Source organism: Caulobacter sp. Root487D2Y (genome assembly GCF_001427165.1).
Classification (GTDB): domain Bacteria; phylum Pseudomonadota; class Alphaproteobacteria; order Caulobacterales; family Caulobacteraceae; genus Caulobacter.
This window is the reverse complement of sequence record NZ_LMFD01000003.1, coordinates 26262-46540: the sequence shown is the minus strand read 5'-3', so window position 1 is coordinate 46540 and position 20279 is coordinate 26262. Positions and strand designations below refer to the sequence as shown.

At 70.1% G+C, this 20279-nt stretch carries 17 protein-coding genes and 1 pseudogene; 10 read left to right on the top strand and 8 right to left on the bottom strand.

What is annotated here, in order from left to right:
- Window positions 1-100: 100 nt before the first annotated feature.
- The 3 genes from rlmJ (at window position 101) to phaH (ending at window position 2979) form a co-directional block, all read left to right on the top strand.
- Complete coding sequence (rlmJ, locus tag ASD38_RS06000) at window positions 101-922, top strand: 23S rRNA (adenine(2030)-N(6))-methyltransferase RlmJ (protein WP_056458550.1); 822 nt, start codon at window positions 101-103, stop codon at window positions 920-922.
- Window positions 919-2196, top strand: coding sequence for a chromate efflux transporter (gene chrA / locus ASD38_RS05995; protein WP_056458547.1), 1278 nt, complete (start codon window positions 919-921; stop codon window positions 2194-2196). Before rlmJ ends, chrA begins: the two co-directional genes overlap by 4 nt.
- 84 nt (window positions 2197-2280) lie before the next feature.
- Entirely contained in the window at window positions 2281-2979 is a 699-nt protein-coding gene (gene phaH, locus ASD38_RS05990; RefSeq protein ID WP_056458544.1) for a phasin PhaH, read from the top strand.
- Between the two features lie 132 nt (window positions 2980-3111).
- Here the strand turns inward: phaH and meaB are convergent, their stop codons facing one another.
- From meaB to ASD38_RS05980, 3 genes and pseudogenes are all read right to left on the bottom strand, one after another.
- Complete coding sequence (meaB, locus tag ASD38_RS05985) at window positions 3112-4095, bottom strand: methylmalonyl Co-A mutase-associated GTPase MeaB (protein ID WP_056458542.1); 984 nt, start codon at window positions 4093-4095, stop codon at window positions 3112-3114.
- 33 nt (window positions 4096-4128) lie between these two features.
- Window positions 4129-4208 (bottom strand): annotated as a pseudogene (locus ASD38_RS25055) (hypothetical protein); the annotation flags it as partial.
- Between the two features lie 32 nt (window positions 4209-4240).
- Window positions 4241-4558, bottom strand: a complete 318-nt coding sequence (locus ASD38_RS05980) for a heavy metal-binding domain-containing protein (protein WP_056438632.1) — start codon at window positions 4556-4558, stop codon at window positions 4241-4243.
- A 209-nt stretch (window positions 4559-4767) separates the two neighbouring features.
- Here ASD38_RS05980 and ASD38_RS05975 point away from each other — a divergent pair, with 209 nt between their 5' ends.
- Window positions 4768-5229, top strand: coding sequence for a DUF4112 domain-containing protein (locus ASD38_RS05975; protein ID WP_056438591.1), 462 nt, complete (start codon window positions 4768-4770; stop codon window positions 5227-5229).
- 89 nt (window positions 5230-5318) lie between these two features.
- Window positions 5319-5783: a DUF4112 domain-containing protein gene (locus tag ASD38_RS05970; protein WP_056438588.1), complete on the top strand. Its 465-nt coding sequence runs from the start codon at window positions 5319-5321 to the stop codon at window positions 5781-5783.
- A 6-nt stretch (window positions 5784-5789) separates the two neighbouring features.
- On the opposite strand, the gene ASD38_RS05965 is transcribed toward ASD38_RS05970, so the two are convergent.
- From ASD38_RS05965 to ASD38_RS05950, 4 genes are all read right to left on the bottom strand, one after another.
- Window positions 5790-5987 (bottom strand): hypothetical protein, encoded by a 198-nt coding sequence (locus ASD38_RS05965; protein ID WP_056458539.1) that lies wholly within the window; start codon window positions 5985-5987, stop codon window positions 5790-5792.
- Entirely contained in the window at window positions 5984-6439 is a 456-nt protein-coding gene (locus ASD38_RS05960; protein ID WP_056458536.1) for a hypothetical protein, read from the bottom strand. The genes ASD38_RS05965 and ASD38_RS05960 overlap by 4 nt, the downstream gene beginning before the upstream one ends.
- Window positions 6440-7622: 1183 nt before the next feature.
- Complete coding sequence (gene scpA, locus ASD38_RS05955) at window positions 7623-9776, bottom strand: methylmalonyl-CoA mutase (RefSeq protein WP_056458533.1); 2154 nt, start codon at window positions 9774-9776, stop codon at window positions 7623-7625.
- Entirely contained in the window at window positions 9773-11230 is a 1458-nt protein-coding gene (locus ASD38_RS05950) for a methylmalonyl-CoA mutase family protein (protein ID WP_056458700.1), read from the bottom strand. The genes scpA and ASD38_RS05950 overlap by 4 nt, the downstream gene beginning before the upstream one ends.
- A 172-nt stretch (window positions 11231-11402) precedes the next feature.
- Here ASD38_RS05950 and ASD38_RS05945 point away from each other — a divergent pair, with 172 nt between their 5' ends.
- The 5 genes from ASD38_RS05945 to ASD38_RS05925 all read left to right on the top strand — a co-directional run bounded on the left by ASD38_RS05945 (window position 11403) and on the right by ASD38_RS05925 (window position 18523).
- A complete protein-coding gene (locus ASD38_RS05945) occupies window positions 11403-12410 on the top strand; it encodes an NAD(P)H-dependent flavin oxidoreductase (RefSeq protein ID WP_056438576.1) in 1008 nt (335 codons plus the stop codon).
- 90 nt (window positions 12411-12500) lie between these two features.
- Window positions 12501-13238, top strand: coding sequence for a DUF2793 domain-containing protein (locus tag ASD38_RS05940; RefSeq protein WP_056458530.1), 738 nt, complete (start codon window positions 12501-12503; stop codon window positions 13236-13238).
- A gap of 270 nt (window positions 13239-13508) precedes the next feature.
- Window positions 13509-14078, top strand: coding sequence for a TMEM165/GDT1 family protein (locus tag ASD38_RS05935; RefSeq protein ID WP_056458527.1), 570 nt, complete (start codon window positions 13509-13511; stop codon window positions 14076-14078).
- A 58-nt stretch (window positions 14079-14136) separates the two neighbouring features.
- The gene (locus tag ASD38_RS05930; RefSeq protein WP_056458524.1) at window positions 14137-14760 is read left to right on the top strand and encodes a hypothetical protein; all 624 of its coding nucleotides are present in this window, start codon (window positions 14137-14139) and stop codon (window positions 14758-14760) included.
- Window positions 14761-14920: 160 nt separating this feature from the next.
- On the top strand, window positions 14921-18523 hold the full coding sequence (locus ASD38_RS05925) for a hydantoinase B/oxoprolinase family protein (protein ID WP_056458521.1): 3603 nt from the start codon (window positions 14921-14923) through the stop codon (window positions 18521-18523).
- Window positions 18524-18671: 148 nt separating this feature from the next.
- On the opposite strand, the gene ASD38_RS05920 is transcribed toward ASD38_RS05925, so the two are convergent.
- Window positions 18672-20249 (bottom strand): aldehyde dehydrogenase (NADP(+)), encoded by a 1578-nt coding sequence (locus ASD38_RS05920; protein WP_056458518.1) that lies wholly within the window; start codon window positions 20247-20249, stop codon window positions 18672-18674.
- Window positions 20250-20279: the final 30 nt, after the last annotated feature.

Here is a 20279-nt window from a genome sequence, read left to right as displayed (position 1 = left end):
TATTCCTGGGCCATTGCTCGCTCCCAACCCTAATCTGCGCCCCAAGTTTCTCTGGCAACGTGATAGACGGAGCGCCGGTTCCGGGAGCGACGCGCCAGACATGAACTACCGACACGCCTTCCACGCCGGCAACTTCGCCGACCTGCAGAAGCACGCGATCCTGCTGGCTTTGCTGAAGGCCCTGACGGCCGACGAGACGCCGCTGTCGGTGATCGACACCCATGCCGGCGCCGGGGCCTACGACCTGGGCGGCGACATGGCCCAGCGCTCGGGCGAGGCGGCGGCGGGGATCGGGCGGCTGCTGGAAATGACCGACGTTCCAGCGGTGTTCGCGCCCCTGGTCACGGCGGTGAGGGCCTTGAACGGCGGCGGCGCGGGCTCGCTGTATCCGGGTTCGCCGCTGCTGATCGCCGGGCATCTGCGCAAGACCGACCGCTACACCGCCTGCGAACTGCGGCCCGACGACTTCGACAGTCTGCGCAGGACGCTGGCGCCCTACGCCTTCGCCCAGGTGATCAAGGACGACGGCTACGCCACGGCCACCGCGCGGGCGGGGAAGGGGGGGCGGACGTTCGTGCTGATCGACCCGCCGTTCGAGCGCAGCGACGACTACGCCCAGATCGTCGCCACGACCAAGGCGGTGCTGGCCAGGGACAAGGACGCGGTCATCGCCGCCTGGATGCCGCTGAAGGACCTGGAAACCTTCGACGCCTTCATGCGGGCGATGGAAACCGTCACGAACGATGCGCTAGCTGCGGAACTGCGCCTGAGGCCGCTGACGGATCCGATGAAGATGAACGGCTGCGCGATGGTCATGGTCGGGGCGCCCAAGTCCGCCGAAGGCGCGATCGCCGAAATCACCACCTGGCTGGCCGACCATCTCGGCGAGACCGGAGCCAAGGCGCGGATCTGGCGCGCGTGACCGTGGGCCGGCCCAGCTTCCGAGAGGCGTTCTGGGTCTGGCTCAAGGTCGGATGCCTGGGCTTCGGCGGTCCGGCCGGTCAGATCGCCCTGCTGCACCGCGAGGTGGTCGAACGGCGCGCCTGGATCGACGAGGAGCGCTTCGCCCACGCCCTGAGCTTCTGCATGCTGCTGCCGGGCCCGGAGGCTCAGCAGCTGGCCACCTGGCTGGGCTGGCGGCTGCACGGCGTGCGGGGCGGGATCGCGGCGGGGCTGCTGTTCGTGCTGCCGGGCCTGGCGGTGATGCTGGGACTGTCGGCGCTGTACGTCGCGCACGGCCGCGCGGCCTGGGCGGGGCCGGCCCTGCTGGGCTTGAAGGCGGCGGTGGTCGCCCTGGTGCTGCAGGCCCTGCTCCGCATGGGCGGTCGGGCGATCAAGGGCGTGGCCGGCTGGTGGGCCGCCGGCTTGGCCTTCGCCGCCCTGACCTTCACCGTGTTGCCGTTTCCGCTGATCATCCTGGCGGCCGGCGCGGTCGGCTGGGCGCTGGGCGGCGGCGTGGTCGCCGCTCAACCGCCCGAGGCGAGCGCGCGGACCCCCTGGCGCCCGGCCCTGGTCTGCCTCGCCGTCTGGCTGGCGCCGGTGCTGCTGGCCCTGGCCGTCTCGCCGGGATCGACCCTGGCCAGGATGGGCGGGGTGTTCAGCGTCCTGGCGGTGGTCAGCTTCGGCGGCGCCTATGCGGCCCTGGCCTATGTCGGCCAGGCGGCGAGCACGTTGGGCTGGCTGGCGCCGGGCCAGATGCTGGACGGGCTGGGCCTGGCCGAGACCACCCCGGGACCGCTGGTGCTGGTTCTGGTCTTCGTCGGCTTCGTCGGCGCCTATCAGAGCGCGCCGCCGGAGTGGGCTTGGGCCGCCGCCCTGGCGGGAGGGCTGATGGCCGCCTGGACCACCTTCGCGCCGTCGTTCCTGTGGATCTTCGCCGGCGGACCGTTCTTCGAGCGTCTGCGGTCGCGCCCCCGCCCGGCCCGCGCCCTGGCCCTGGTGGCGGCCGCCGCCGTCGGGGTGATCGCCAATCTGGCCGTGTGGTTCACCATCCACCTGCTGTTCCGGGCCGGGGCGGTCCACGCCTGCGGACCGCTGCGGGCCGAGCTGCCGGACCTCGCCAGCGCCAACCTGCCGGCGGCCTGCTTGACCGCCCTGGCGTGCGGCCTGGTGTTCGCCCTGCGCGCGCCGGTCCTGGCGGTGGTGGGCGTCGTGGTCGCCGCCGGCCTGGCGCTGGGCGCGACCGGACTGATTTGAGCCCAACGCACGATTTTGCGACTCGCGAAGTCGAAAACCGTGTTATGCTGCACTGCAACAAACGGTTGTTGGAGCTCGGCCACCATGACCCTGTCGTTCCTTCCCGAAATGCCCAAGATCGACGTCGAAAAGGGCCCGAACCTGATGGCCGGCGCGGCTTCGCCGTTGTGGCTGATGTTCGGCGGCGCGGCCATGGCCGGGGCGACCTGGTGGTGGTGGTCGGCGCGCTGGCGCGAGGCGATCAACGTCGAGGCGCTGATGGCGCCGGCCCTGGCCAAGACCTTGCCCACGTCGGAGCCCGTCGCGCCCGTCGAACTCGCCCCGGAACCCGTCTCCGAACCCGCCCCAGAACCTGCCATCGAGGCGGTGATCGATCCTGTCACCGAGGCCCTGATCCTGGCGCCGATCGAGCTGGAGACGCCCGAGCCCGTCACGGCGGCCGCGACCGCGGTGACCGAAACCGTCGCCGAGGCCGTGCACGAGACGCTCGACACCGCCGAAACCGTGGCGACCGAGACAGCCGAAACCGTCAAGGCGGCGGCCGAACCCGTGGTCGAAGCCGCCGTCGAACAGGTCAAGTCCGTCGGCGACGACCTGACCCAGCTGGTCGGCATCGGCCCCAAGCTGGCCGCCTCGCTGGCCGACCTGGGCGTCACCCGCTTTTCCGAGATCGCCGCCTGGGGACCGCAAGACCTGGCGGACTTCGACGCCAAGCTGAACCTCAAGGGGCGCGCCGAGCGGGACGCCTGGGTCGCCCAGGCCAAGCGGCTGGCGGGCGCGTAGATCACCCGGCGGCGAGGCCGTGCGTCCTTCGAGGCTTCGCTTCGCTACGCACCTCAGGATGAGGGAAGTGAGCTGGCTCTGAATTCCTCATCCTGAGGAGCCCGCGCAGCGGGCCTCGAAGGACGCACTGCGTCACTCAAGCCCGAAGGCCGCCAGCAGCCGGTCGGCCGCCGCTGAAGCCGGCAGTTCTCCGGCCCGCACCGCGCGTTCGACCTCCGTCGTGATAGCCGCCACGGCCGGCGCTTCGCGGAAGGCCTCGGCCAGCCGGTCCTGAACCATGGCCCACATCCAGCGGCTGTCCTGGTCGGCGCGGCGCGCCGCGCGGGCGCCGTTGGCGGTCATGATCTCGCGGTGACGCCGGATCTGGGTCCACAGCCCGTCGAGACCGGCTCCGGTCAGGCCCGAGGCGGTCAGCACCGGCGGCGTCCAGTCGGGCGAGGCGGGGGTCAGGATGTGCAGGGCGTTGCGGTAGTCGCGGGCCGAGCGCTCGGCCTTGGCCGGATCGGCGTCGGCCTTGTTGATCACCAGCAGGTCGGCCAGCTCGATCAACCCCTTCTTGATGCCCTGCAGCTCGTCGCCGCCGCCCGGGATCAGCAGGGCCAGGAAGATGTCGACCATGTCCGACACCACGGTCTCGGACTGGCCCACCCCCACGGTCTCGACGATGATCACGTCGAAGCCGGCCGCCTCGCACAGCAGCATGGCCTCGCGGGTCTTGCGGGCCACCCCGCCCAGCACCCCGCCCGACGGCGAGGGGCGGATATAGGCGTTGGGATCGACGCTGAGCCGCTCCATGCGGGTCTTGTCGCCGAGGATCGAGCCGCCGTGGCGGCCCGAGGACGGATCGACCGCCAGCACCGCCACGCGATGGCCGGCGGCGGTCAGCATCGTGCCGAAGGCTTCGATGGTGGTCGACTTGCCGGCCCCCGGCACGCCGGTGATCCCGATCCGCTGAGCGCCGCCGGTGCGCGGCATCAGCCGCTCCAACAGGGCGCGGGCGGCCTTCTGGTGATCGCGGCGACGGCTCTCGACCAGGGTGATGGCGCGGGCCAGGGCGGCGCGGTCGCCGGCGACCAGGCGGGTTTCGAGGTCGGCGATGTCGATCGGTGAATTCAAGGCGTTGCCGAAACAGGGGTGACGACCGTGGGGCCGCCCTCGTCCTTCGACAAGCTCAGGATGAGGGCTGTTGGCAAGGCCCTTCAGTAGAAATCCTCATCCTGAGCTTGTCGCCAAAGACGTTTGGGGGACGAGGATTTCGGCTCTAGAGGACGACCGCGGTCCCGGAAACCGAAACCATCATCATCGAGCCGTGCGGGCCCACGGTGTTGTAGTCGAGATCGACCGCCACGATCGCGTTGGCGCCCAGCTTCTCGGCTTCCTTGACCAGGTTCTTCATCGCGTCCTCGCGGGCCCGGGCCAGGACCCGTTCGTAGGACTTGGAGTGGCCGCCGATGAAGTCGCGGATGGCGGCCATCAGGTCGAGGACCACGTTCGCGCCAAGGATCGACTGGGCGTAGATCGCGCCCTTGTAGTCCTGGACCGGCCGTCCTTCGATGAAGGGGGTGGTCGAGATCAGCATCGACAGGTCCTCGTCAGCCGCGCCAGCCTTCGCCATGTCGGCGCCGGCCATTAACTTAAGCACAAACGGCCGTCTTCGCGAGGGGCTCCCTCAAGGCGCGAGCGATTTGCGGACCGCTTTCGCGTAACACGCGAAACTGCGCCGTAGCCACTTCCTGCGCGCCCATGGTTAAGGCAGATTGAAGCCGTACCGTTTCTGGGGGCCGCCGGGTGATCTTCGCCAAATCGCATCTCGACTTGCACAACATCCGCAACAACGTCGCGCGGGTGAAGAAGCTGTCGGACAACGTGGTCGGCGTGGGTCCGCTGGGCATCGGTCTGGACGGCCTGTTGACCTGGATTCCGGGGGCGGGCGAGCTCTACAGCCTGGGGGCCGGCGGGCTGATCGTCTGGGACGCCGTCCGCGCGCGCTCGGCGCCGATGATCGTCGTGCAGATCATGGCCATCATCTTGGTCGACACCGTGGCCGGCGCCGTGCCGGGCGTGGGCAAGGTGGCCGACATGCTGTTCACCGGCCACAAGTGGTCGGCCGACATGCTGACCAACCACATGGACGACACGATCTATTTCGAGGGCACGCGCAAGGAGGTGCAGGGCACCGCCGAGTACCGCGACCTGCTGGAGCGCATCCGGGCCGGCAAGGAAAAGCGGCGGGTCGTCTTTCTGGGCTAGGCGTTGTCCCGAAGAACGGCGGCCGGTTATCGAAACAACCGACGTAAGGCTGAAGACAACCATTGGGGCGGAGGCGCGTTGACCCTGGCATGACCGAACGCACCGCGCAGACCGTCGAGGGCTACGTCGTCGACGAAGGGCATTCCAGCCATCGCCACAAGGCGCACCAGGCCTGGCGCCACGCCGAGACCATCAAGCGGCTCTCCGACCGGCTGATCGGCATAGGGCCGTTCGGCATCGGTCTGGACGGCGTGCTGGCCTGGGTGCCGGGCGTGGGCCTGGCCTATGGCCTGGGGGCCGGCGGGGTGCTGCTGTACCACGCCATGCAGGCCGGGGCCTCCGGAGCGACCCTGGCGCGGATGGCCGCCTATCTGGCCGCCGACAACCTGTCCGACACCGTGCCGGTGCTGGGCTGGGCCGTCGACACCCTGTTCCCCGGCCACCTGATGGCCGCCAAGGCCCTGCAGAAGGACATCGAGTCCAGGCACGGCCTGCCCGACGAGATCGACGCCAAGACCCGCAAGAAGCGGAAGGTGAAGCAGGGGCGGCGGTAGGCGCGCTCAGAACAGGCGATCGTACCACCGGGCAGGGTCCTGAAGCCGCTGGGCCACGAGATCGCATCGACCGTGACGCCAGTCGAAGACGTGTCCTCCGTCGAGGCAGGCGTCGGCCTCGAGCTCCCGGCTGACCCACCACGTCGTCGCGAGCAGGCCGGCGACGCAGGCGGCGGCCAGGCCGACCCGGGGAAGCGCCGTCATGCCAGCGAGGCCTTGCGCGGCGCGGACGAACGCTGGCGGCGGCCATAGGCGATCTGCCAGACGCCAAGGCCGGTGAGCAGGCCCAGCACGGCGCTCAGCGGCCACAGCAGCGCGACGTCGGCCGCTTGCAGGCCGATCAGCTTGATGGCGACCGCGACGCCCGTCGCCGCGCCGATTATGGCGGCCAGGCTTCGGTGATGCCGCCCGAACTGATGCAGGCAGGCCCAGGCGCAGGCGGCGCAGAACACGTAGGGCCACCCCAGCACCGCGCCGAACGGCAGGGCGGTGATCGCCGCCGAGGCGGCGGTGGCGGCGCGCTGGGCGAAGGCGGTGGCGTCGTCGGTCCAGATCATCGCCTGCGACAGGACCAGGGCGGGAAAGGCGAAGGCGAAGACGATCGCGGCGACGATGCGGGAGAAGGTGGTCGTCTCGCGGGCGAGCGGCGGGAGCATGGGCGGGGCCTTGGCGGCTGAGGTCGGGAGGCCTCATCACGCGCCGTCGCCGTGTGTCCCTTGGCGGGGTCTCTTGGGAGATGTGATCAAGAGACGGTGCAGGGTTTGGAGGGGGCGATTGGGGTCGACCCTAAATCATGCCATGTCCGCTTTCGGCAGGGAGATGATGGGTTCAAATCGACCCTAGTCGGACGTTGCGACCACCGCTGGCTGTAAGTATCCGCCCCGGATGGGGCCACGCCTTAAAGCCTTGGTGGATCGGAGCTCTGTCGTCTGGCCGTGTCAATGACGGCCCGAAGGGCCGCCGCGGGGCGGCCGGCCGGAGGCCGGTCATTGACCCGGCCAGACGACAGAGCAGGCTCGCCATCAAGGTTTCAAGGCGCGGCCTCGCCGCTGCGGGCGGGCTTTCAACACCCCCCACGTCCGTCATCCTCGGACTTGTTCCGAGGACCCCTGCCTCCGCCGCGAAGGCCGTGGGGTGGCGGGCCGGCCCGCCATTGAACCGACAGCTCGACTGAACGCGGGGTCCTCGGAACAAGTCCGAGGATGACGGTGAAAAAAGGGATCTATGCTCGGTGCATAGCCAACAAACTCCCGCGATTTCAACGCCCTGAACTTTCTCGACCCGATTTGGTCCTCACCCTCCAAACCTCCCCCATAATGATCCCACCTGAAGGCACGGGGAGGGCGCACGTACGGCGACCGATGCGGCTTTCGGGAGTGGTCGAGCGGGAAGCGTTCGTCGGTGGTCCTTCGGTGGACGCCTTCGCGACGGTCCTGGGCAGGTTCCTTGCAACGCAGGACGAAGCCCAGGCGGCGAAGGATCGGCGGGCGCGGCAGGCCTGGGCTGAAATCGCCCAGGCGGTCCGGAAGGGTCGTCAACCTTCCGCCCGTCGGGGGCCTCCATCGGAGCGGGTTAAAAATCCGCGATCCGAAGGCTTCCGGATAACGGTTCCACGCGAAGCGCCTGACTTCGTCGAAACAGCGGGCTTCCGCGTGAGGCGGCGAAGCCGCGCCTCCAAGGTCCTCCCCCCGTGGGGGAGGTGTCGCCCAAAGGGCGACGGTGGGGGGAGTGATCGGCAGAAGGTCAGAACCCGGATCGACGATCCGATGACTCCCCCCACCGATCGCTGCGCGATCGCCTCCCCCACAGGGGGAGGACCTAACCCGTGGGCTTGCGCTGCTACGCCGCCTCGCCCTGGGTATAGCCCAGCTGCTTGTTCAGCTTGTCCAGCAGCTCGATCACCGCCTCGGCGATCACCGTGCCCGGCGGGAAGATCGCCGCGGCGCCGGCGTCGCGCAGGGCCTGGAAGTCCTGGGGCGGGATCACGCCGCCGACCACCATCATGATGTCGGGGCGACCCTGCCGGGCCAGTTCGGCCTTCAGCTCGGGAGCCAGGGTCAGGTGGCCCGCCGCCAGGGACGAGGCCCCGACGATGTGGACGTCGTTCTCGACCGCCTGCTTGGCGGCCTCGGCCGGGGTCTGGAACAGCGGGCCGATGTCGACGTCGAAGCCGAGGTCGGCGAAGGCGGTGGCGATCACCTTCTGGCCGCGGTCGTGGCCGTCCTGGCCCATCTTGGCGACCAGGATGCGGGGGCGGCGGCCGTCGGCCTGTTCGAACGCCTCGACCATGGCCTTGGCCCGGGCGGCGGCCGGGTCGCTGCCGGCTTCCTTCATGTAGACCCCCTGGATCGACTGGATGGTGGCGCGGTGGCGGCCGAAGACGTTCTCCATGGCCAGGCTGATCTCGCCGACCGTGGCGTGGGCGCGGGCCGCGTCGACGGCCAGGGCCAGCAGGTTGCCGGTCCCCCGCGCGCCGTCCTCCAGCGCCTTCAGCGCCGCGGCGGTCCTGGCCGGATCGCGCTCGGCCTTCAGGCGGGCCAGCTTCTCGAGTTGCTGATTGCGCACGGAGCTGTTGTCGACCTTCAGCATCGGGATGTCGTCGACGATCTCGGGCTTGTAGCGGTTGACGCCGACCACGCTCTGCTTGCCGCTGTCGATGCGGGCCTGGGTCTTGGCGGCGGCCTCCTCGATGCGCAGCTTGGGCAGGCCCTGCTCGATGGCCTTGGCCATGCCGCCCAGGGCCTCGACCTCCTCGATATGGGCCAGGGCCCGGACCGCCAGGTCGTGGGTCAGCTTCTCGACGTAGTAGCTGCCGCCCCAGGGGTCGGCGACGCGGGTGGTGCCGCTCTCCATCTGCAGGAACAGCTGGGTGTTGCGGCTGATCCGGGCCGAGAAGTCGGTGGGCAGGGCCAGGGCCTCGTCCAGGCTGTTGGTGTGCAGGCTCTGGGTCTGGCCGTTCACGGCCGCCATCGCCTCGACGCAGGTGCGGGCGACGTTGTTGAACACGTCCTGCGCCGCCAGCGACCAGCCCGAGGTCTGGCTGTGGGTGCGCAGGGACAGCGAGCGGTCGTCCTTGGGATCGAACTCGCGCTTCATCAACCGCGCCCACAGCAGGCGGGCCGCGCGCATTTTCGCGACTTCCATGAAGTAGTTCATGCCGATCGCCCAGAAGAACGACAGACGCGGGGCGAAGGTGTCGATGCTCATGCCCGCCGCCACGCCGGCCCGGGCGTACTCCACGCCGTCGGCCAGGGTGTAGGCCAGCTCCAGGTCGGCCGAGGCCCCGGCCTCCTGCATGTGGTAGCCGCTGATCGAGATCGAGTTGAACTTCGGCATGTTGGCCGAGGTGTAGGCGAAGATGTCCGAGATGATCCGCATCGAGGGGCCGGGCGGATAGATATACGTATTGCGGACCATGAACTCCTTGAGGATGTCGTTCTGGATGGTCCCGGACAGCTTGTCGGGGCTGACGCCCTGCTCCTCGGCGGCGACGATGTAGAGCGCCAGGATCGGCAGCACCGCGCCGTTCATGGTCATCGACACGCTCATCTTGTCGAGCGGGATGCCGGAAAACAGCGTGCGCATGTCGAGGATCGAGTCGATGGCCACGCCGGCCATGCCGACGTCGCCCTTCACCCGCTCGTGGTCGCTGTCATAGCCGCGGTGGGTGGCCAGGTCGAAGGCCACGGACAGGCCCATCTGGCCGGCGGCCAGGTTGCGTCTGTAAAAGGCGTTGCTGTCCTCGGCGGTCGAGAAGCCCGCGTACTGCCGCACCGTCCACGGGTTGGTCACGTACATGGTCGGATAGGGGCCGCGCAGATAGGGCGCGACGCCGGGATAGCCGTCGGTGAAGTCCAGGCCGGCCGTGTCGTCGGCGGTGAAGGCCGGAGGCACGTCGACGCCTTCGGGCGTCGTCCAGACCGCGCCGTCGGGGGCGGCGGTCGTCGTTCCCGCCGCGAAGGCGACGTCCTTGAAGTCGGGGAACTGGCTCATGCTTGCGCTCCCTCGAAGGCGGCCGAGAACCGGATGGGCGTCAGGGGCGGGCAGCGGGAATCCGGTCCGGGCACACGCACGCTGGGTGGGTCGGCGGCGAAGTCGGCGGCCTTGGGCGTGGCGACCTCCACCGGCTTGTCGTCGGCGTTGGGGAAGGCGGTGACGCCCAGGATCTTGCGGCTCTTGTCGGCGAAGGCGGCTTCCTGCGCCGCGCGGGTGGCGCCGACGATGTCGCTGATCAGGCCGCTCTCCAGCGCCTTGACGATTCCGCCGGCCGCTTCGATGGCCTGGAAGCCGCCCCAGGCGGCGCGGGCCAGCTGGTCGGTCAGGCTGTCCAGGTACCAGGCGCCGCCGGCCGGGTCGGCGACGCGGCCCAGATGACTCTCCTCCATCAGCACCAGCTGGGTGTTGCGAGCCTGGCGGCGCGCGAAGGCCGTGGGCAGGCCGATCGCGTCGGTGAAGGCGCCCAGCACGACGGCGTCGGCCCCGCCGACCGCGCCGGCGAAGCCCGCGGAGGTCAGGCGCAGCAGGTTGGTCCAGGCGTCGGCCCGGGTCAGCATGCGGTGCGAGGAGCGGGCCTCGATGACGGCGGGAACCTCGACGCCGCAAGCCTGGGTGATCCGCGCCCACAGGGCCCGGGCGGCCCTGAGCTTGGCGATGCCGGTGAAGTACTCCGCGTCGAGACTGACGCCCAGGGTGATGCGCGAGAAGGCCTCTTCCATCGACAGGCCCGCGCGGACCAGGGCCTTGGCGTAGGCCAGGGCGCTGGCGGCCATCACCGCCAGCTCCTCGGTGTTGGAGCCGCCGGCCTCGTGCGCCGCGCGGCCGGTGGCCAGCATCAGGCTGGCCTTGGCGTAGGTCTGGGACAACCGCGCGCCGACGGTCGCCGCCGAGATCAGGTGGCCCTCGATCGGACCGGGGCTGACGCCGGCCTGGGCGAAGGCGGTCAGCGGATCCATGTGGAAGGCCAGGGGCGCATTGGGCGCGGCCTTGGCCAGGCCGCCCAGCCAGTCGGCGGCCTTGGGGCCCAGGAAGCCGGCGTCCAGGGCGATGGGGGCGAGGTCCAACAGCACGCCGTTCAGCGCTTGGGCCAGGTCCTGCAGCGAACCGACGGCGACGCCGTTGACGCCGGTGGGATCGAGGGCCAGCAGCGCCGAAGCCGCGCCGCCCTCCAGGTCCTTCATGATCTCGGCGGCGGCCTGGCGGGGATCGGGGTGGGCGGCGCGCATGCGCAGGTCCCAGGGCCGGTCGGCGTCGCGGGCCCGCAGATCGCGCGCCACGGCCACGCCGTCTTCCGCCGTGTAGAGCGGCCGGATGGCGATCCCATCGGGAGTCTTGGTGACGAGCGCGTCGTCGAACGCCTGGCCCTTCAGGGTCCTCTCGACCAGGGCCATCCACCTGGCCTGGGCCTTGGCCTGGTCCGGGGGACCGAAATCTTCCGCCAGCGGCGTGATCGCCTGAGTCACGGCGTCTCTCTCCTGCACTGCAGCATTTTCTTGTTTTGGTCAGCAGATGCGCCTGTGCCCTAGGGTAGGTCAAGCGCTTGCGCGCGGTGCGAACGACCGTTTAAGCTAACGCCGTTTACATGAGCGGCCCGGAGCGGCCGCCACAAAGGAGACGTCCCCCATGGCCTTGCCGCCGATCCTGCGCGACCGCCTGCGCCTGCCCGTCATCGCGTCTCCGCTGTTCATCATCAGCAACCCCGACCTGGTGATCGCCCAGTGCAAGGCCGGCGTCGTCGGGTCGTTCCCGGCCCTGAACGCGCGGCCGATCTCGCAGCTGGACGAGTGGCTGGCGCGGATCACCGAGGAGCTGGCGGCTTACGACAAGGCCAATCCCGACGCCCCCTCGGCGCCGTTCGCGGTCAACCAGATCGTCCACCGGAGCAACAACCGGCTCGAGGAAGACATCGCCATGTGCGTCAAGCACAAGGTCCCGGTGGTGATCACCTCGCTGGGCGCTCGCGAGGATCTGAACGGCGCGATCCACAGCTACGGCGGGATCACCCTGCACGACGTGATCAACGACAAGCACGCCCACAAGGCCATCGAGAAGGGCGCCGACGGCCTGATCCCGGTCGCGGCCGGCGCCGGCGGCCACGCCGGCACCCTGTCCCCGTTCGCTCTGGTCCAGGAGATCCGCGCCTGGTTCGACGGGCCGGTGGCGCTGTCGGGCTCGATCGCCTGCGGCCGCTCGATCCTGGCCGCCCAGGCCATGGGCGCGGACCTGGCCTATGTCGGCTCGGCCTTCATCGCCACGAAGGAAGCCAACGCGCCCCAGGGCTACAAGGACACCATCGTCGAGGCCTCGGCCAACGACATCGTCTATTCGAACCTGTTCACCGGCGTGCACGGCAACTATCTGCGCCAGTCGATCGTCCGGGCGGGCCTGGATCCCGAGAACCTGCCGGTCAGCGATCCTTCGGCCATGAACTTCGGCTCGGGCGGCAACCAGGAGGCCAAGGCCTGGCGCGACATCTGGGGCTCGGGCCAGGGCGTCGGCGCCATCGACGCGGTGCTGTCGGCCGGCGAACTGGTGGCCAAGTTCGCGGAGCAGTACGAGGACGCCAAGGCGGAGCTGGCGGCCAAGACCGCGCTGACTTCCGGACACCGCCTGGCTTTCGCGGCCCAGTAGACGGGGACGGGCAGGGGACCGACGGCCGTCGGTCCTCCGGGACTCCCGGCGGGGCGAAACTGGAGGCGTTGAAACCCTCCAGGAGCTCCCATGTCCAACGACGTCACGCCCCGCCTGTCGCTGCCCTTCGTGGCCGCCGGCCAGGCCCAGAAGCACATCACCGTCAACGAGGCCCTCGGCAAGCTGGACGGCCTCGTCCAACTGGCTGTCCATAGCCGCACGGTCGCCGCCCAGCCGGCCTCGCCCGTCGATGGGGCGATGCATATCCTGCCCGCCGGCGCGACCGGCGCCGCGTGGTTCGACAAGGCCGCCGGCCTGTTGGCCCGCCATGTCGACGGGGTCTGGGAGACCCTGACGCCCTCGGCCGGCTGGCTGGCCTGGATCATCGACGAGGGCCTGGCCCTGATCCACGACGGCGAGAACTGGACCCCGCTGTCCTCCACCTTCAAGAACCTGACGGCCGCCCGTTCGCCGTTCTTCGCCGCCATCCGGTTCGAGATCCTCGAACAGGAGGTGACGTTGTCGGGCGCGTCGGTCGCCACCAGCGTGGCGATCCCCAGCCGCGCCGTCGTGCTGGGCGTGTCGACCCGCACCAGCGTGGCGATCACCGGGGCGACCTCGTACAGCTGCGGCGTGGCCGGCGACACGGGCAAGTTCGGCGCGTCGCTGGGCGTGGCCAAGAACGCCAGCAATGTCGGGGTGGTCGGACCGACGGCCTACTACGCCGACACGCCGGTGGTGATCACCGCGGCCGGCGGGAGCTTCACCGGCGGCAAGGTGCGCGTGTCGATCCAGGTCATGAGGTTCGACCCGCCGGCGGCCGTCTGATCCCTTTTCGTCGCAGTGGCGGCATGGCGGTTGACCCCACCCGCGCATGCCGCTACTCAGCCGCCACCTTTGGGGAGTAGCCGCCCGCGCCTGTCAGCGGGGCCCGTCGTCAACACACTTGCCTTTCTTTCTTGAGTGGAAGGGGCATGGCGCGGGTGAAGGAAGCCACCAGCTTCCGCGGCGAGACCAATGGCGTCGGTTTCCGTTCCGGGCTGGGCGGGGTCTCCGATGCTATTGGCGCGCGCTCGGCCCGGACGGTGTTTTTAGATCATGGAATCCCTGCTCGTTTCGGCCCTCGTGGTGGCCATCGCCGAGATCGGCGACAAGACCCAGCTGCTGGCCATCATCCTGGCCACCCGCTTCAAGAAGCCCGTGCCGATCATCCTGGGCATCTTGGTCGCCACCCTGGCCAACCACGCCCTGGCGGCCCTGGCCGGCTCGCTGGCCTCGGGCTTCTTCGGCGGCGTCTGGTTCAAGTGGGCGATCGCCATTTCGTTCATCGCCATGGCCGCCTGGGCCCTGATCCCCGACAAGGCCGACGATGACATGCCCGGCGGCAGGGGCCGCTACGGCGTGTTCCTGACCACCACCATCGCCTTCTTCCTGGTCGAGATGGGCGACAAGACCCAGATCGCCACGGTGGCTTTGGGCGCGCGCTTCCACGACGTGCTCTGGGTCGCGGCCGGCACCACCCTGGGCATGATGGCGGCCAACATCCCGGCCGTGTACCTGGGCGAGGCGGCGACCAGGATCGTGCCGCTGAAATACGTCCGCCTGGGCGCGGCGCTGATCTTCCTGGGTCTTGGGGTCTGGGCCGGTCTCGAGGCCTTCCGCACCTGACGCAACCGAAATCCCGCTCTCTCCGTTCTCCCGCATCTGAACTGTGGGAGGACGGAAGATGAGCGACCTATCGCCATCGGAATTTCATGAAGACGTCTACGCGCACCCGCTGATCTCATGGGGCGCGGTGATCGCGGGCGTGGCGGTGGCCATCGCGTTGGGAGCCTTGCTCAACATGCTGGGCCTGGCCATCGGCGCGACCGCCGCCAACCCTTGGACCATGGACAGCGGCGACGCCAAGGCCCTGACGATCGGCGGCGGCCTGTGGGTGGCGTTCTCCAACGCCGTGGCTCTGCAGGTCGGCGCCTACATCGCCGCCCGCGCCGCCAAATATCCCGATCATCACCGGGGCCTGTTCCAGGGCCTGGCGGTCTGGGGCGTCGCCTTCGTCCTGGCCTTCGCGGGCCTGGGCAGCAGCGTCGGCGGCATCCTGCACGGCGGCGACGCGGCGGTCGAGGCCTACGCCACGGCCGCCGACGAAGCCTCGGGTCCGGACGATCGGATCAGCGACGCCGACGCCAAGGCCGCGGCCGAGCAGGCTGGCGACGCCACCGCCAGCCTGGCTTGGTGGGGCGTGGCGACCATGGTCCTGGGCGCGATCGGCGCCGTCGCCGGCGGCCGCCTCGGCGCCCGCCACCCCGTCTGGTTCCGGCGCGCCCGCGTCGTGGTCACCAGCATCTAGGAGGTTCCGATGAAAGGTGTTTTCCTCTGGCTGCTGGGCATCCCGCTGCCGATCATCCTGTTGCTGTACCTGTTCCACGTGCTTTGACCCGACGAGGCCCGCCCGCTCTTGATGCGGACGGGCCTCAGCGCCACAAGGGTCCTGCACGAAGGGAACCTTGATGACCGAGCGCGGCTGGGAGTTCTGGATCGATCGCGGCGGCACCTTCACCGACATCGTCGCGCGGCGTCCCGACGGGACCCTGCTGACCCACAAACTGCTCTCCGAGAATCCCGAACAATACGAAGACGCCGCCGTGGCCGGCGTACGGACCCTGCTCGACGGCCAGAGCGCCATCGACGCGGTCAAGATGGGCACCACCGTCGCCACCAACGCCCTGCTCGAACGCCAGGGCGAACCCACCGTCCTGGTGATCACCCAGGGCCACGCCGACGCCCTGCGGATCGGCTACCAGGCGCGGCCTAAGCTGTTCGACCGCCATATCGTCAAGCCCGAGGCCCTCTACACGCGCGTGGTCGAGATCGACGAGCGGATCAGCGTCGAGGGCGCGGTGCTGCGTTCGCTGAACGAGGGGGCCGCCCGCGCCGGTCTGCAAGCCGCCTTCGACGCCGGCTTCCGCGCCGTGGCCATCGTGCTGCTGCACGGCTTCCGCTTCACCGACCACGAGGCGCGGGTGGCGGCGATCGCCCGCGAGGTCGGCTTCGCCCAGGTGTCGGTCAGCCACGAGGTCAGCCCGCTGATGAAGCTGGTCGGACGTGGCGACACCACGGTGGTCGACGCCTACCTGTCGCCGATCCTGCGACGCTATGTCGACAAGGTCGCCGACGCTCTTGAAGCGAAAGATGGGGGGCGCGAAACCCGGCTGCTGTTCATGCAGTCGAACGGCGGTCTGACCGACGCCCATGCCTTCCGGGGCAAGGACGCGATCCTGTCCGGCCCGGCCGGCGGAGTGGTCGGCATGGCCAAGACCGCCGCCCAGGCCGGGTTCGAGCGGGTGATCGGCTTCGACATGGGCGGCACCTCGACCGACGTCTGCCACTTCGCCGGCGAGTACGAGCGCGCCTACGAGACGGTGGTGGCGGGCGTTCGAATGCGCGCCCCGATGATGAACATCCACACCGTGGCGGCCGGCGGCGGCTCGATCTGTTCGTTCGACGGAGCACGGTTCCGCGTCGGCCCGGCTTCGGCCGGCGCCAATCCCGGTCCGGCCTGTTACCGGCGCGGCGGGCCGCTGACGGTGACCGACTGCAACGTCATGCTGGGCAAACTGTCGCCGGACTTTTTCCCGGCGGTGTTCGGACCCAACGCCGACCAACCGCTGGATCGCGACGTGGTCGCGGCCAAGTTCGAGACCCTGGCCGCCGAGATCCTGGCGGCCACCGGCAAGGCCATGACGCCGGTCCAGATCGCCGAGGGCTTCGTGACCATCGCCGTGGAGAACATGGCCAAGGCCGTGCGGCAGATCTCGATCCAGCGCGGCTATGACGTCACCAAGTACGTCCTGGCCTGTTTCGGCGGGGCGGGCGGCCAGCACGCCTGCCTGGTGGCCGACGCTCTGGGCATGACCGAGGTGATGATCCACCCGTTCGCCGGGGTGCTCAGCGCCTACGGCATGGGTCTGGCTGATTTGCGGACGCTGCGCGAGGCGACAGTCGAGCAGCCGCTCAACGACGCCGCCGCCGACCTGGCCGCCCGCGCGGAGGTCCTGACCGGCGAGGCGGAAGCGGCTTTGCGCGGCCAGAATGTGCCGTTGATCCGTGTCGAGACGATCGCCAGCTTGCTGGTCAAGTACGCCGGAACCGACACGCCGCTGCGCGTGCCGCTCGGCGACGTCGAAGCCGTGCGCGAGGGGTTCGAAACCCTGCACCAACGGCGGTTCGGCTTCGTCTCGCCGAGCACCGCCTTGGTCGTCGAGGCCCTGGCCGTGGAGGCCATCGGCCATGCCTACGCGGGTGAGGCGCCGGACCTGGGCTTCGGCGCGGACTCCAAGCCCGAACCCCTGGCGACCCTGACCGTGCGCATGGCCGGCGCCGAGCACGCCACGCCGGTCTTCGACCGCGCCGCCCTGCCGATCGGCGGCGAGGTGGCCGGGCCGGCCATCGTGCGCGAGGACACCGGCACCACGGTGATCGAGCCTGGTTGGCGCGCCACGGTCGACCGCCATCTGAACCTGATCATCGACCGCGTCGCGGCCCTGGCCCCGCGTCAGGCGGCTGGGACCAAGGCCGATCCGGTGATGCTGGAGGTGTTCAACAACCTGTTCATGGCCGTGGCCGAGGAGATGGGCTTCGCCCTGCAGAACACCGCCTACTCGGTCAATATCAAGGAGCGGCTGGACTTCTCCTGCGCCCTGTTCGACCGCGACGGGAACCTGATCGCCAACGCCCCGCACATGCCGGTGCACCTGGGCTCGATGGGCGACAGCGTGCGGGCGATCCGCGACGGACGGCTGCACGACGGCCGGGGTCTGAAGCCCGGCGACGTCTACATGCTCAACGCCCCCTACAACGGCGGCACCCACCTGCCGGACGTGACGGTGGTCATGCCGGTGTTCGACGCGGCCGGCGTGCTGGCCTTCTACGTCGCAGCGCGCGGCCACCAGGGGGACATCGGGGGCATTACCCCAGGTTCGATGCCGCCCAACAGCCGCACGGTCGAGGAGGAGGGGGTGCTGATCGAGAACTTCCTGCTGGTCGAGGGCGGGCGGTTCCTGGAAGCCGAGGTCCGAACCCTGCTTGCCTCGGGCGAATGGCCAGCCCGCAATCCCGACCAGAACATCGGCGACCTCAAGGCCCAGGTGGCGGCTTGCGCACGTGGAGCCGAGAGCCTGACCGGACTGGTCGCCGAGTTCGGGCAGGAGGTGGTCGAGGCCTATATGGCCCACGTGCAGGACAACGCCGAGGAGGCCGTGCGGCGGGTGCTGGCGACCCTGTCGGACGGCGACTTCGCCTATGAACTGGACGACGGCTCGGTGGTGAAGGTGGCGATCACCGTCGATCGCGCGGCCCGCACGGCGCGGGTCGACTTCACCGGCACCAGCGACCAGGTCCCGACCAATTTCAACGCTCCGGCCTCGATCTGCCGGGCGGCGGCGCTGTACGTGTTCCGCACCCTGGTCGACGACGAGATTCCGATGAACGACGGCTGTCTGCGGCCGGTCGAGCTGGTGATCCCCGAGGGCTCGATGCTGCGGCCGCGTTATCCGGCGGCGGTGGTGGCCGGCAATGTCGAGACCAGCCAGGTGGTGGTCGACGCCCTCTACGGCGCGCTGGGCGTGATGGCCGCGGCCCAGGGGACGATGAATAACTTCACCTTCGGCGACGAGCGGCGGCAGTACTACGAGACCATCTGCGGCGGCGCGGGGGCGGGGCCCGATTTCGACGGCGCCGACGCGGTCCAAACCCACATGACCAACAGCCGCCTGACCGATCCGGAGGTGCTGGAGAGCCGTTATCCAGTGCTGGTCGAGGCCTTCTCGATCCGGCGCGGCTCGGGCGGGACGGGCGCGCATCGCGGTGGCGACGGCGTCGTGCGGAAGATCGGCTTCCTCGAGCCGATGACGGCGACGCTGCTGTCCAACCGACGGCGCGTGGCGCCGTTCGGGCTGGCCGGCGGTGAGGCTGGCGCGCTCGGCAAGGCGCGGGTCGAGCGGGCGGACGGTTCGGTGTTGGCGCTGGGCGCGACCGACGCGGTCGAGGTCGCGGCGGGGGATGCGATCGTGATCGAGACGCCGGGCGGCGGGGGCTACGGGCCGCCTAGCTAGGTCCTCCCCCTGTGGGGGAGGCGGCCGAAGGCCGGTGGGGGGCGTTTTTGAGATCGTCGATCCGGGGTGCGGCCGACGGCCGATCACTCCCCCTACCGTCGGCTTCGCCGACACCTCCCCCACAGGGGGAGGGCCTAAGTACGAACGGCTAGCCCAGCACGATCTTGCCGTCCACCCGGCGGGCGATGCCCAGCGGGTTGCCGTCCTGCAGTTCCACGGGCAGCAGGGCCGCCGGCAAGTTCTGGTACGAGACCGGGCGCAGGAAGCGGAAGATGGCCAGCGAGCCGACCGAGGTCGAGCGGCTGTCCGAGGTCGACGGGAACGGACCGCCGTGGACCATGGCGTGGCCGACCTCGACACCGGTGCCGAAGCCGTTGACCAGCACGCGGCCGGCCTTCAGCTCCAGGGTCGGCAGCAGGGCGCGGGCCAGGTCGGTGTCGGCCTCGTCCATGTGCACGGCGATGGTCAGTTGGCCTTCCAGGGCGGCCAGAACCTGGATCAGCTGGGCCAGGTCCTTGGCGCGGACCACCAGCGAGGCGGCGCCGAACACTTCGTCCTGCAGATGCGGGGTCGTCAGGAAGGTCGCGGCGTCGACCGAGAACAGCGTCGCACGGCCTTGGCCGTGGCCGCCGTCCAGGCCGTGGGCCACTTCGGTGACGCCCGAGGTCTCGGCCAGCGCCTTCACGCCGCCGGTGTAGGCCTTGCAGATGCCGGGGGTCAGCATCTGACCGGCCGGGGCCTTGGCGATGACCTCGGCGGTGGCCGCCAGGAAGGCGTCCAGCTCGGGACCGTCGATGCCCAGGATCAGGCCGGGATTGGTGCAGAACTGGCCCGCGCCCTGGGTCAGGGCGGCGACGAAGTCCGGCGCGATGGCCGCGCCGCGCGCCTTCAGGGCGTTGGGCAGGAGCAGGACCGGGTTGATGCTGCTCATCTCGGCGTAGAACGGGATCGGCTCGGGACGGCCCTGAGCGATGGCCAGCAGGGCCAGACCCGCGCGGCGCGAACCGGTGAAGCCGGCGGCCTTGATGCGGTTGTCGGCGACCAGGCCTTGCGAGATCTCGATGCCGGCGTCGTGCAGCAGGGCGAAGACGCCCGACGGCAGGCCGCACGCCTTGACGGCGTCCTGGACGGCGCGACCGACCAGTTCCGAGGTGCCGGGGTGGGCGGGGTGGGCCTTGACCACCACCGGGCAGCCGGCCGCGAGGGCCGAGGCGGTGTCGCCGCCGGCCACCGAGAACGCCAGCGGGAAGTTGCTGGCGCCGAACACGGCCACCGGGCCCAGCGGCACGTTGCGCAGGCGAAGGTCCGGACGCGGCAGGGGCGCGCGGTCCGGCTGGGCCGGATCGATGCGGGCTTCCAGCCAGCCGCCGTCGCGCAGCACGCCGGCGAACATCTTCAGCTGGCCCATGGTCCGGCCGCGCTCGCCTTCCAGGCGGGCCCGGGGCAGGCCGGTCTCGGCCATGGCGCGGACGATCAGGGCGTCGCCGATCGCCTCGATCTTGGCGGCGATGGTTTCCAGGAACACGGCGCGCTGTTCGGGCAAGGTGGCGCGGTAGGGGCCGAAAGCCGCCGCCGCCAGGGCGCAGGCATCGTCGAGGTCTGCTTTCGTCGCGCCGCCGAAGGGGACGTCCAGCGCGCCGCCCGTGCTGGGATCGACCGCGAGGATCGAGCCGCCGGCTCCGGGGCGGGCGCCGCCGTCGATCAGAAGTTCACCGGTAATGGACAAAGGCGCGTTCCTCGTGGTTCGGAAGGGGTG